Consider the following 13,601-nt stretch of genomic DNA (forward strand, 5'->3'; position numbering starts at 1 on the left):
ATTAGAAAATGGAAAAAGCCGTGATTTTTGACATGGATGGAACCTTGTTTCAAACGAATCTGGTATTGGAATCAGCACTGGATGATGCTTTCGACTACTTGAGGAATTCCGGAAAATGGGAAGGACAAACACCGATTGAGCTGTATCGGGAAATCATGGGTGTGCCGCTTCCTGAAGTATGGAAAGCCCTGATGCCGGATCATTCCGAAGAGGACAGACGTTTGACGGATGCTTTCTTTCTTGCCAGGCTCCTTCACCACATCAAAGAAGGGAACGGGGCCCTTTACCCTCATGCTGGAGAGACGCTGCGTTTGCTGAAGGAGAAAGGCTGCCGTTTATTCATAGCCAGCAACGGTCTGATCGACTACCTTCAGGCAATTGTTCGCTGTTACAGTTTGGATGAATGGGTGACGGAGATGTTCAGCATTGAACAAATCGATTCTCTCGATAAGGCAGACCTGGTAAAGGAAATCGTGAACAAATACGATTTAAAGGACGCAGTAGTCGTCGGTGATCGTCTCTCCGATATACGGGCGGCAGAGACAAACGGGTTGGTTTCTGTCGGCTGCCGTTTTGACTTTGCCAAGGAAGAAGAACTTGCCGAAGCGGATTACATCATTAATGACTTACAGGATCTGCTGCCCGTCGTTATGCAGACGGTAAGCGTGGAATAGGGGGAGGACAAATGGATCAATACCAAACGGAACGATTGACGATGATGGTTTTTACTTTGGATATGATGAACGCTGCTCTTGAGAGTAACACCCGGCTTAAGGAAGCATCGGGCTGTGAAGTTCCGGAGAATTATCCCATGGAATTGTACAAGCAGATGCTGCCGTACAAAATCGAACGATTTCACGAACATCCGGAAGAGAATCTATGGGAAGGTCTCATCATTCATACAGAATCGAACACAATCATCGGAGATATGGGCTTCAAAGGCGGCCCCGATGAGAATGGGGAAATGGACATCGGCTACAGCATCCTTCCAGAATACCGCGGAAACGGCTATGCTTCGGAGATGGCGTCGTCGATCGTCCGCTGGGGGTTAAAGCAGCCGGGTGTAAAGAAAATCACGGCGTCATGCTCGACCGGAAATCAAGCATCGATCCGGGTGCTTGAGAAAGCCGGATTCCAGCGGACCGGCGAGTCGGACGGGGAATGGTATTGGCAGCTGGAAGCGTGAGTACAGGTAGGATCGTGTCCATTCCCGGGCCACGCTTTTTCTATAAACGCATCATCCGCATATTTTTATGCGGATTTTTTTCATTTTATAGACACCTCCCTTAGTCCTTCTTTCGATTATTAGGATAGAACACTTAAATCGGAGGAATGACGAATGATGATGAACTGGGTCCGCAAGCATCAAACATTTCAATCGAAGGCGGAGTTGGACAAGCACGTAAGAAGCTTCTTGTATAGAAGAAAGGCCGCTTTGTCGGAGGGGACGCTTGAGGTGCTTACGTTCCTTTGGCGGCACGCCGTGAAGTTTCCAGGCGTCACTTTCCCTAAAAGGCAGACCGTCGTAAAAAGCACCGGCCTGAGTGAGAGCACAGTCGTAAGGGCACTCCGGCGGCTCGTCCAGGAAGGCCTGATTGAAAAAGTAAGGACGACGAAACCGAACGGTCGGCAGGGCGTGAACCTGATCGTTTTCCTTCCACAGGACACGGGTTCCCTTCCCGTTGATGACACCCCTCCCGACACCCTTCCTGACACCCCTCAAAAATCAGAGAAACCTTTCCATCTCTGCTCGGAAGCATCATTTACCCAACCGGAAACAAAGGAAAAACAAAGAAAAGCTTCTCTTAGTAAATCAGTACCCCTCGACGCATCCTACCTTCCCTCTTTCATACCGAATCGCTTCATTCAAACAACAATACCCTTTTTACAGACAGATAAGATCCTTGATGCATGGCGCACGGTAGAAAATGCCTATAAACAGTCAGATTTGATGATGCCGTTGGAAGCTTATGAAGACTTGTACATCCAAACTTTCAAACAGGGCGTGTACGCGTGGAAAAAGGGAAGAATACGGACAGAGCTGCTACGCTATTATTACGGGGGGCTTGTGCGGACGTTTGAAATACAGGCAAGGAAAGAGGCTTTTCAGCGGCAGGAATCCCTCCTTTATTATGACTGGCTCCAAGTGAATGAAAGCGTGTGAAAGGTTATTGACAGAAAATTGAGCATAGATTATGATAGATGTTATGAGAATGAGAATCTTTATCATTTACATAATTGGAAAGGGTGTTGAACGTGAAGAAAGTTTGGTTGTTTGCGTTAATGTTAGGGTTGGTGCTGCTTGCTGCCTGTGGTGGTCAGGAAGAAAGCGAAGACAGCTCGGATAGTCAAAGCGGAGAAGGAACCGATTCCCGCTCCGTAACGATTGAAGATGCTACAGGGGAGAAGACGATCGAAGGAACACCTGAGAAAGTCGTCGTTCTCGAGTGGACGTATGCAGAAAATATGCAGGCGCTCGGCATGGAGCCTGTCGGTGTAGCCGGATTGAGTGATTACGGGGACTGGGTCAATGTCGGTATCCCTTTCAGTGACTCCGTCGAAGACGTCGGTACGCGCCAGGAACCGAACCTCGAGGCGATCTCCCGCTTGAACCCTGATTTGATCATCGGGGTCGATTTCCGTCATGAAGCGATCAAAGAGGATTTGGAGAAGATTGCTCCGACGGTATTGTTCGCTCCATATTCTGAAGAAGCCTCCAAAGATCAGTTCCAGAACATGAAGGATGAATTTGCAGCCATGGCTAAAATCCTGGATAAAGAAGAAAAAGCGGATGAAGTCATCCAGGACATGGAACAGACATTTGAGGAACAGGCCAAGCGTCTCGAGGATAGCGGCAAGGATGGGATGAATTATGTGCTGACTCAGGCATTCACCGCTCAAAACACACCGACACTCCGCTTGTTCACAGACAACTCGATGGCCGCTCAAATTATGAACCAGATGGGCATGAAGAACGATTACGAATCGGAGAATCTGGAAGTTTACGGCTACACGGAAACAACGGTTGAAGCCTTGCAGAACTATCAGGATTCGAACTTCTTCTATATCGTGCAGGAGGAAGACAATATCTTCACGAACCAGCTGGAAGGAAACCCGGTATGGGACGGTCTCGGCTTCGTTAAAGAAGACCGGACGTATCAACTACCCGGTGATGCATGGACGTTCGGTGGACCATTGTCCGCAGAGGTACTCGCTGAGCAGGTAGCGGATGCCGCTCTGGAAGAGTAGAAAAGGGCGTGAATACGGATGAACGCTAAGCTTAAGAACACAATAGTTGCGGTCCTCACCTTCGGAGGTGGGACCGCGCTGTTGTGTCTTTTAACATTTATACATATCAATCAAGGGAATGTTTCGATTCCCTTATCAACAGTGATCGATGCGGTCTTCCGTCCGGAGGATACGCTTGAGCATCATACCGTCCGTACGCTTCGGATGCCGCGGGCGGTCATGGGGATACTTGCGGGCGGAGCACTTGCTGTGTCCGGAGTGATCCTCCAGACGGTTACGAAAAATCCGCTGTCTTCTGCAAGTACGCTTGGTATCCATTCCGGTACGTATTTCGCTGTCGTCGTCTCCACGATCTTCTTCCCGTCCGTCATGTTCGGGAATGGAATTCTGACGGCTTTCCTCGGCGGAATCCTTACTTTCCTGTTCGTGTACGTGCTGTCTGGCGGCAGCGATGCGACGCCGGTCCGAATGGTTCTCGCCGGAATGATTGTCACGTTCCTGTTCTCCTCCTTGACTTCTGTCCTGCAAATCTTCTTCGAGAACGAAACACAGGGGCTGTTCTTGTGGGGGTCCGGTACGCTGATCCAAAATGACTGGAGCGGCGTCCGCTTTTCCCTGCCGCTGATTGCCTTCGGCTTGACTGCTGCTTTAGTGTTTGCCGGGAAGCTCGACACGCTCACCCTGGGGGACGATGTGGCGACAGCCCTTGGACAAAATGTCCGGACGGTGAAGTTGGTTACAGTACTCGCTGCAGTTCTTTTGACTAGTGTAACGGTCAGCATCGTCGGTCCGATCGGATTCGTCGGCCTCGTAGCTCCGCATCTGATCAAGCTGCTCGGCTATCGTTCCCATGTGCTCCTGCTGCTCGGTTCGTTTCTATGGGGAGCGAATGTGCTGCTGCTTGCCGATGTGCTTGCACGCGTCATCGATCCATCCTTCAATGAACTTCCTGTCGGTGCCATTACGGCGTTGATTGGGTCGCCGTGGCTGATCTGGCTTGTCCTGCGTATGAAGCAGTCCGGAAATAAACAGGAGACGGGAGCGCTGCTTGCCGGGAAACACTCGGTTAAATGGCCGCTGAAGAAAATGCTCCCTGTCCTCGTCATCGTCATTCTTCTGACCGTGCTCGTCAGCCTCGCTTCCGGGAACTACGGCTTCGAACCGCTCGTCACTTATCAGGCGTTCTTCGGAGAAGGGAATACGTTCCTGCAGAGCCTTATCATTGATTTAAGGCTGCCCCGGGCACTTGTCGCTCTCTTCAGCGGCGCGGTGCTTGCGGTCAGCGGGCTCATTTTTCAAGGGGTGATGCGGAATCCTCTTGCGGACCCGTCTGTCATCGGGATTACTTCCGGCGCCGGCGTCGGTGCCCTGTTCACGATGTATGTGTTCAGCGTGTCGGCTATATGGATTCCAGTCGGAGCGATGGTCGGTGCCTTTGTTTTCTTCTTAATTGTCATGACGCTCGGTGCGAAGGCGGAGTTTCAGCCGACGGTGCTCGCTCTTCTCGGTATCGGGATGTCCGCATTCGGTTCGGCCCTGATCCAAATCCTTGTCGTACAGGCGGATCTGGGTGTCGCCTCCGCCTTGACGTGGCTGTCCGGAACGACCTATGCAAAAGGGTGGTCGGACTTGATTCAGTACTTGATCTGGCCGGTACTCCTGTTCGTGCCGCTGCTCCTTTTCTATATGAAAACGCTCGATGTGCTGGCGCTTGGCGATGATACGGCAAAAGGCCTCGGGCTGCATGTCCGCTCGATCCGCTTTCAAATGGCTTTCATTGCGACACTGCTTGCGGCCTCGAGCGTCGCAGCTGTCGGTGCCATCGGCTTCGTCGGACTGATTGCACCACATGTAGCACGCCTGCTTGTCGGCAGCGTCAACCAAAAGCTGCTGCCGGTGACGATGCTCATTGGCGGCGCTCTGCTTGTCATTGCGGATCTTTTCAGCCGGACGCTACTTGCGCCGAATGAGATTCCGTCCGGCATTCTCGTCGCTCTGATCGGGGCACCTTATTTTCTATGGTTGATGAAACGCCGCACCGCTTAACAAATATGCTATGATAGGAAGAAAACAACAGGGGAGAGAACCAACATGCGCATTCCATTCATTAAATGCCACGGGTCGGGAAACGATTTTATCCTGATCGATGAAATAGAACATGACTTTGCATTCACAGAGGACGATAGAAGAGAGCTGTCTTTGCTTTTATGCGACCGCGAGCGTGGGATCGGCTCTGACGGAATTCTGTTCGTCCTGCCGAGTAAGAAAGCAGAAGGACGGATGCGGATGTTCAACTCAGACGGAACAGAAGCAGAGATGTGCGGCAACGGTCTCCGATGTGTCGCCCGTCATATGATCGACAAGATCGGCCGCGAGGATATCGCTATTGAAACAGAGAAAGCCGTTCTTCCTGTCAGGAAAGTCAAAGAAATCTACCCGGATGTCGATACGTATTCCGTTATGATCGAACCGGTTTCCTTTGATCCGGCCAGCCTGCCGATACGCACAGAAGGATCGGAAGCGGTGGATATAAAGATTCCGGAGCTTTCGGATATTCGCACGTTCACTGCTTTGAGCGTCCCGAATCCGCATATTGTAACCCTTGTCGACCGTGTGGAGGAGGAAGAAATCCTGGCAGTTGGCAGGAAGGCGAATGATCTTCCGGAGGTATTTCCGAACGGGGTAAACGTAAGCTTTGTTCAGGTGCTTGAGAAGAACAAAATATTCGTTCGTACCTATGAGCGTGGTGTCGGCTTGACGAATGCCTGTGGAACAGCCATGTCCGCTTCTTCTCTGGTGTCGACCATCCTTGGACCGAACGATCTTGATACGCCGATTGTCGTCATTAACAAAGGCGGAATGGTCAACTGCGTCGTGGAGAAGAAGGAAGGGCGTTTCTCCATCCAGCTGCGCGGGAATGGAACGAATGTGTACGAAGCGGCTGTCGAGGTGGATTTACATGCAGCTGCGTTCACCGTTTCCGAGAAGGAATATTTTGAAGAAGAGAATGCGTTGTACGAAAAACTGGAAGCTTTCGCTGCTTCTGAAATTGGAGGCTGATTGCTGTGATGAAGACGTTCCATGTAAAAACCGATCATCACGATCAAATGATCGATGTGACGGCTCAAGTGGAAGATTGGATTCAGGAACAGGGAGTGAAGGACGGCATCGTCGTCGTTTCCTCCCTTCACACGACGGCGGGACTTACCGTCAACGAAAATGCCGACCCGGATGTGAAGACGGATATGCTCCGTCGTTTCCGTGAAGTGTATCCCTGGGAACATCCCGAGGACCGGCATATGGAGGGAAACACGGCTTCTCACATGAAAGTGAGCACCATCGGTCATGCCCAAACGCTGATCATTGACGGCGGGCGGCTTGTACTCGGGACGTGGCAGGGCTTGTATTTCTGTGAGTTCGACGGTCCGAGGCAACGGAAATTCGTAGCGAAGCTGTTATAGGGGAAAGAGGCGGATGACGCCTCTTTTTTTGTGGAAAAAGCGGGACAGGTGGGGACTAAGGATAGGTCGAAAAACCTGTCTTTCTTCGCGGGTGAACATGGTATAATTTGTATAGGGTAGTTGTTCGTTCCAACTGAATAGGGTGTCGGCTAATCCCCATGTCGAAGGCTGGAGGGGGTGATGCCTCTGAGTATGTATGAATCGTTAATGGTGATGATCGCCTTCAGTTCCCTTACTGTATCGATCCTCGGTTTAGTCGTAGCGATTTTTCGCATAAAAAAATAGACTCCCTATTCTGACGTGAATGCGGGTGAGTCTATTTTTCTTCATGTAGGCTGCGCCCCTTTTGGACGACAGCTATCCGGGGAGGTCGCAGTGCCAGCTGCGGCCTCTTTCTTCATGTGTACCCTTTATCTACCATTATCATACCACATTTCTCAATAAAAGGGCGCTTTTTTCCTTTTTGAAAATAAAACGAACGCATCCTATTCCTATGCAGGAAAGGATGCGTTCGTTCTTTTATAGGACTGTCCGATCAGCAGATGGAATCTTTCGGACTCGGATTCTTCAATCCGAACATCGGTCGGATGAACAGCGCCAGGTACGTACCAAGCAGAGCCATGATCATCCATACCCATCCATGCAGACTGAAGGAGGCGATTCCTCCGAAGTAAGCACCGATGTTACAACCGAAGGCAAGGCGTGCGCCGTAGCCCATAGCGATGCCTCCGAAGATGGAAGCCGTCGCAATACCGGGCTTGATTTTACCTGGTTTGAAGTTTCCTTGGAAGCTCGCTGCGATGAACGCGCCAAGGATGATGCCGAAGTTCATGACACTTGTGGAATCGGCAAGGACAGATTGGTTCAGTGGTGCAGGGTTATCCGCCCAGTACGTCCAGCTTGCGACGTCCACGCCGAACATCTGGATGAATTTGGAACCCCACAGCGCGAAAGCGGAGGTGATGCCCCAAGGATTGCCGCGTACCGTCAGTGTGAGTGCGTTGAGCAGGGCAAGCAGTACGGCAGCGACGAGCAGCGGCCATGCCCCGCGCCATAATTTCTTAAAGCCTGTCGTTGTCTTCAGCGGCGCCATTTTCGGTGGGTTCTTCTTTTTGGCGATTTTAACGGTCGCGCCGTAAATCCCTAGGAAAATAAGCATCTGCAGCACCCAACCGCCAAAATAACCGAAGCCGGTTGATTCCGCGAGGGAAATCGCCGGAAGGGATGGTGTTTCCCGCCAGAAACCGATGTGATAGGCACCTAGAACGGAACCGGCAATGAAACCGAGCAGCGTCAGAATCATGGACGATTTCCCGCCTCCGACCGTATATAACGTTCCGGACGCACAGCCGGATCCAAGCTGCATCCCGATTCCGAAAAGGAACGAACCGAAGATGACGCTGATCCCGACGGGGGATACATACCCTTGCGGGGTCGTCCCTGTGAAACTAAAGCCGGTAGAGAGAATGATGGCGAAAAGTGTTGTAGCTACGGCGAGCATCAGCATATGTGCCTGCAGCCCCTGTACATTTCCGACAGAAGCGAGTCTGCGGAAGGCCGATGTGAAACCGAAACGTGCATGGAGCAGCACGAGTCCGAGCGCGATTCCGATGAGGAAAAGCACCCCTTGTGTCATAGTCGTGGCCGCTGTGATAGCAATCAGCAGAACAATGGATACGATGACGCCGATCCATACGAACGGTTTCTGCACTGGATCAAGCGGAGCGACGACGGTCGTACGTCTGTTGTCTTGGTGGACAGCTTCTTGCTGCATCTATAAAAACCTCCTAATACTCATTTGTTTACTCGGTATTAACTTTTTCTCATTTTAAGGGATGGTGTTCTTTTTGTAAACAAACATGCATACATTGGTTGTACAGAGGGGACAAGTACCTGATTTACAAGGATTTTACATCCGGCCGTCCCGCAGAATGGTAGAATGGAAGTGTAGACAGGCTTTGTTAATAATAATGGGAGGGATGTCTTATACCTGTCGTCGTTCGCTCTTATGTCACTCGTCGGTTTTTCGTCGTTCACTTGAATGCAATTCGAAGAACCTCTTGGCATACATCCGGCGCACCTCCCCCGTGTAAGAAATATATGTAAGAAAGCCCTGTATTCTTTATGAATGCAGGGCTTGCGTTCTTTGTAGGGCACGACTGCCCGAAGGGAGGAGCGCTTAGCGTGAGTTTCCTTTCGGCTTACGTCCACAGCAGGGTTTTCTTTTCGGCTGACTTTGTTGATTTCCGCGGCTTCCCATATAGAATCCCTCCTCTCAACATTGAGATAATCCATTGTATGCAGGCCGCAGGTCAGAGGGGTGTTCGCTTTTCCCGCTTTTTGTGAAAAAAATTACTTTCCACCTTGAAAAAAAGGCCTAAAGAACGTTTACAGAACTGTATACAGGCGTGCTATAATGTTTGTTAGCATGGAACTCGTTCCATTATTATGTAAGATTGATAGAGGAGGAGGACGGGACTGTGAAAGAATGTCCTCAATGTAAACAGGAAATGACGGAAAACTCCCGGTACTGCTCCCACTGCGGAGCTGCGTTGAATCAAGACGGGGAGTCTCAACTAATAAATAATTCTAACAAAAATAAGAAGAGATCGTGGTTGCCCGTTGTCACACCAGCGGTTGTTCTGGTCGTGATTGGGGTAGCCCTTTATTTTGTATATGAGCAGGAAAAGCATGTGAATGAAGAAGTGGCCGCATGGAAGAAGAAGGCCGAGAATGTTGCAATGGACGGGGAGTATCGTCAGGCGGAAACGCTGCTCTCGAAAGCGATCGATCAGCGTCCGGGTAATGAATCGTTGAAAGCAGAACTGAAGGAAGTACAGGTAGCGGTAGGTCTCGATAAGAAGTTAACGGAAGCGGAGAAGCAGATAGAGAAGGAAGACCTGGCGAAAGCGAAGGAGAGGCTCTCTGCGATCCAGGAGAAGATCCAACAAAACCAGAGCAGGGTCATCCTTACCCTTGTACCGAGATTAAATGAATTGAATTCCACCATTACGCTTCAGGAAGTAAATAAGGAACTGGCGAAGCTTTCCAGCGTCGATGAGCTGGCGGCTAAATTGAATACGCTGTCGGATTTGAATTTGGAAGAGACGGCAAAGGTGAGAGAGAAAATCTTCGAGAAGATCGTTAACCGATCGACCAAAGAAGCGGAAGCCGCCATGAAAGAGAAGCAGTACACCGAGGCGATTGCATTGATCGACCAGGGGTTGCAGTATGTGTCCAATGATGACCAGCTGATCCAGCTGAAGGAACGGATCCAGAAGGAGAAAGAGGCCTTCGAGCAGGCAGAGCAGCAACGGTTGGAGCAGGCGATGCAGCAGGCGGCGGAAGATGAACTCGTCAACCAGACGGAAGCGTTGAAAGTGTTGAGCTTCGACATTACAAAGGATGAGTTCGGGGATTACAAGGTGAAAGGCCAGCTGGAGAGTGTGGCCACCCAGATCATCAGTACCGTTACGGTAAAGTATGACATTCTCGATAAAGACGGGAAAGTCGTCCGTTCTGAATCTGCGAAAGTGTATCCGACGTATATAAATCCGGGTACAAAAGGCAGCTTCGAAAAGGTATATTACGAGCTTGAAGAAGGCGAATACTCTGTCAACATGACAGAGATGGAATGGATGGTAGAATAGGAGGATAGCAGATGAATCGCGCATGGATCATCAGCATCGCTGTTTCCCTCATATTGATAGGGGGCGGCGCTGCGGGCGTTTTCTACATCATGAAATCTGTGCCTGGACAAATGACTGTGCAGGCTGTGCTTAGTGCGCCCCCGGAAGAAGATGCAGAGAAAACGCAGGTACCGAAAGATACGCAGCAAATTATATTCGAATCACAAAAGCTTGTCGTCCAGGTAGAACTGGAGGACGGGACGATCGGGTCCGGTTTCCTTTACAACGATAAAGGAGACATTCTGACCAACGCCCACGTCGTCGCCAATGCGAAAGATGTGAGTGTCATAACCGCCGACTCGAAGAGCATGCCCGGGGAAGTGATCGGCATCAGCAGAGATACGGATATCGCGGTCGTCCGCGTTCCGGGATTGAAAGGGAAAGAGCCGCTTCCGATCCGCAGGGAAGACTCTGCTAAACTGTTGGATGAGGTGCTGGCTCTCGGAAGCCCGCTTGGGTTGCAGAATACCGTGACGCGCGGAGAAATCAGCGGGCTGGATCGTACCCTCGACATCGACCCGTTCCGCTATGAGAACATGTATCAGATCTCTGCACCGATCGAAAGAGGGAACAGCGGTGGTCCGCTGTTGGACAGGACGACGGGTGACGTCATCGGCATCAATTCAGCAAAGCTGGATGAAGAAACAATCGGCTTCAGTATACCGATTGCGGACGTACTGCCTATGGTCGAGCGCTGGAGTGAGTCTCCGATGAAGTCCCTGCCGGAATTTCCGGAATTCAGTGACCAGACCCCTTCCCCTGTCACCGGCACGGATGCGGAACAGGCGAGTTACCTCGTCCAATATTTCTATGACAGCATCAATCAAGGCGATTTCGTAACCGCTTTTTCTCTGTTAAGCAGCAGCTGGCAGGAGAAAGCATCCTTTGAGGAGTTTCGTTCCACATACCATGACATCCTGAACGTTCAAGTGGACAACGTCGTCGCTGATCCGAAAGAGGGTTTCGTGGAAGTGACAGCCTTCCTGACAACGGAGGAGACAGTCGACGGAGATGTGGTGACGAAAAAATATAAAGTCGTCTACCCTGTCGTATCGGAAAATCGCGCTGTTAAAATCGGCGAAGGCAGCGTGCAGGAGCTGAAGGCGGAAGATGAAGAAGCAGAAGATTCTAAAGAGAAAAAAGATGGCGAACCAGATAAAGAAGAAGCAGCGTAAAAAAAACCTCTCCCGTTTGGGAGAGGTTTTTTATTATGCAACAGCATTCTAGTGGAGCACCACCGAAGTATCTTTATCTGTATCCTGACTGGAATTATATGATAACGGAGAGAATATTATTTCCAAGTGTTGAAACCTACATGGAATCTTGTTTCCCTGCACGGGAATAGTTATCTTGAAACGGTACTAACTCCTAATATATCGAAACGGAGCCTTCCACAATAAGTGGAAATTCTTTAATGGGAATAGGACGGGGACTATAGGTAAGATATTCTTTCTAGCTCGTTTCATTAGATAAATGTGTTACCTCCAGTTACTGTCCCAAGCGCTTTTCTTGATAGCCTGAAAAAAGCCTTCCCGTTAGAGAAAGCTTTTAATTATTTTATCTACATAGGATGGATTTCTTCGTTGAAAGGTCCCTGATACGCCGCAATCTTTTTCAGGTATCAGGAACGATGATGAATTTCATTCGCGGCGCGGATGCCTGATTCCACCGCCCCTTCGATCCATCCGTGGAAGGAGGAGGTGTGCTCGCCGGCGAAGTGGATCCGGCCCTCCGGCTTGGTGATCACGTCTCCGAGGTCACGGCTTTGTCCGGGGGTGAATAAGGTGAAACATCCGGCGGAGAATGGGTTCCTGGTCCAGTTGTAAACGACGGTCTGCATGTAGGTTTCATAGACGACAGGACCATAGATCAAATAAAGGTTCTCCAGCACCTCTTTGACAATCTGGTCTTTCGTCAGACTGTTCCAGAGCATGGCATTCTGTCCCCATGAATAACTAGCCAGAAGGACGGCAGGCCCATCTTTTCCCTGCCCGTGGCTCGGTAGATACATAAACCGGATGGGCAGGTCGGAGGTGACGTTGCCGATGGGATACTCTTCCCAGAACGGACGGCTGAACTCCATTCCGATTTTGACAGCCGGGACGTTGATGATTTCCTGAATGGCCTCCCTTTTCTTGAAGGAGATCGAGTCATGAGGATACACATCGACGAATTGGAAGGTGGTGAAAGGGATGGTCGTCAAGACGTAATCTCCCTCCCAAACCCTTTGGGCGTTCGTTTGTGTATCAACGGTATAGACGTTCACTTTATCCGGGAACTGGACAATCCGCTCTACACGCTGGTTCAAATGAATGTCGGATGCGAGGTATGGATAGAAGGAATAAGGAAGGCGGTCGTTGCCGCCTTCAATTTCGACGAACGTCGTCCCTTCGTTGAAGATCGGATAGGTGATGTCGGTCAAGATGTCGAGAAACGCAAATTCCGGAAACCCTTCAATTCCGAGCAGCACTTTAATTTTGCGGACGGCGTCTGAAGAGAGCGACGGGCCGAGAGGATTCTCACGCAGGTATTCTCCCATCGAATAGGAGGAGAATTGTTTGCGCAGCTTCTCCTGTTCTTCCTCCGTGCTGTTCTCATATATTGAAAAAAAGGTCCCGACAGCTTCCACAAACAATTCCTGTGCGGTTTTTCCTTTTTCCTCTTCATTGACAGGGTAGTCGAGGATATCCGGGTTTTCTTCATACGCTCTCTTATAGACTTTCTTCCCATTCACCATCAGAACATCGGTGTCTCTTGTATTGGCAAACAGCTGGGTCGGAAGCTGGAAGCCTTTAATATATTCCTGCACGAGCAGATGGTTGGAAGGGATGCGCATGGCACCGACGTCGAGGTAGTTCCCTTGTGAAAACGGCTTTCTGACAGTATGAACACGTCCTCCCAGCCGATTGTTCCCTTCCAGGATCGTCACGTCGTGGGAGGCGCTCTTTAACAGCGCCGCAGCTACGAGCCCGGCCATCCCTCCACCGATGATGATGACCTTCTTTTTGTTTTCCGCGGACGGAAGTCCCTGCCGGATGATGTTCAGGAAATCTTCCGGGTAGGACAGCTCTTCAGGTTTCCTCGTGTGCATGAAAACACCCCCTCTTACTATATATTCCAATTGAATGCCGTCCATTATGAGATTTTGTTCCCTTTTCCAGGCATAATCCGTAAAGCCGCGACATCGAATGAAAAAAAGGGG

General features: G+C 50.4%; 12 protein-coding genes. 10 read left to right on the forward strand and 2 right to left on the reverse strand.

Annotated features, from left to right (window positions below):
- The first annotated feature begins 8 nt into the window (after positions 1–8).
- The 8 genes from QRD89_RS06825 to QRD89_RS06860 all read left to right on the forward strand — a co-directional run bounded on the left by QRD89_RS06825 (position 9) and on the right by QRD89_RS06860 (position 6,995).
- Positions 9–674, forward strand: coding sequence for an HAD family hydrolase (locus QRD89_RS06825; protein WP_286096575.1), 666 nt, complete (start codon positions 9–11; stop codon positions 672–674).
- An 11-nt stretch (positions 675–685) separates the two neighbouring features.
- On the forward strand, positions 686–1,186 hold the full coding sequence (locus QRD89_RS06830; protein ID WP_286096576.1) for a GNAT family N-acetyltransferase: 501 nt from the start codon (positions 686–688) through the stop codon (positions 1,184–1,186).
- 153 nt (positions 1,187–1,339) lie between these two features.
- Positions 1,340–2,164, forward strand: coding sequence for a helix-turn-helix domain-containing protein (locus QRD89_RS06835; RefSeq protein ID WP_286096577.1), 825 nt, complete (start codon positions 1,340–1,342; stop codon positions 2,162–2,164).
- Positions 2,165–2,256: 92 nt separating this feature from the next.
- Positions 2,257–3,249, forward strand: coding sequence for an ABC transporter substrate-binding protein (locus tag QRD89_RS06840; protein WP_286096578.1), 993 nt, complete (start codon positions 2,257–2,259; stop codon positions 3,247–3,249).
- An 18-nt stretch (positions 3,250–3,267) separates the two neighbouring features.
- On the forward strand, positions 3,268–5,295 hold the full coding sequence (locus QRD89_RS06845; protein ID WP_008637379.1) for an iron ABC transporter permease: 2,028 nt from the start codon (positions 3,268–3,270) through the stop codon (positions 5,293–5,295).
- A gap of 45 nt (positions 5,296–5,340) precedes the next feature.
- A complete protein-coding gene (gene dapF, locus QRD89_RS06850; protein WP_008637380.1) occupies positions 5,341–6,309 on the forward strand; it encodes a diaminopimelate epimerase in 969 nt (322 codons plus the stop codon).
- 5 nt (positions 6,310–6,314) lie between these two features.
- A complete protein-coding gene (locus QRD89_RS06855; RefSeq protein WP_008637381.1) occupies positions 6,315–6,710 on the forward strand; it encodes a secondary thiamine-phosphate synthase enzyme YjbQ in 396 nt (131 codons plus the stop codon).
- A gap of 180 nt (positions 6,711–6,890) precedes the next feature.
- Entirely contained in the window at positions 6,891–6,995 is a 105-nt protein-coding gene (locus QRD89_RS06860) for a putative holin-like toxin (protein ID WP_286096579.1), read from the forward strand.
- 250 nt (positions 6,996–7,245) lie between these two features.
- On the opposite strand, the gene QRD89_RS06865 is transcribed toward QRD89_RS06860, so the two are convergent.
- Positions 7,246–8,484 carry a YeeE/YedE family protein gene (locus QRD89_RS06865; protein WP_008637382.1) on the reverse strand — a complete coding sequence of 413 codons (1,239 nt, stop codon included), beginning with the start codon at positions 8,482–8,484 and terminating at the stop codon, positions 7,246–7,248.
- A gap of 706 nt (positions 8,485–9,190) precedes the next feature.
- Between QRD89_RS06865 and QRD89_RS06870 the strand changes: the two genes are divergently transcribed.
- Positions 9,191–10,360 (forward strand): FxLYD domain-containing protein, encoded by a 1,170-nt coding sequence (locus QRD89_RS06870; RefSeq protein WP_008637384.1) that lies wholly within the window; start codon positions 9,191–9,193, stop codon positions 10,358–10,360.
- 11 nt (positions 10,361–10,371) lie between these two features.
- Positions 10,372–11,574, forward strand: coding sequence for a S1C family serine protease (locus QRD89_RS06875; RefSeq protein WP_286096580.1), 1,203 nt, complete (start codon positions 10,372–10,374; stop codon positions 11,572–11,574).
- Between the two features lie 446 nt (positions 11,575–12,020).
- On the opposite strand, the gene QRD89_RS06880 is transcribed toward QRD89_RS06875, so the two are convergent.
- Positions 12,021–13,490, reverse strand: coding sequence for a flavin monoamine oxidase family protein (locus QRD89_RS06880; RefSeq protein ID WP_286096581.1), 1,470 nt, complete (start codon positions 13,488–13,490; stop codon positions 12,021–12,023).
- Positions 13,491–13,601 lie beyond the last annotated feature (111 nt).

Source organism: Halobacillus sp. ACCC02827, from assembly GCF_030291935.1.
GTDB lineage: Bacteria > Bacillota > Bacilli > Bacillales > Halobacillaceae > Halobacillus.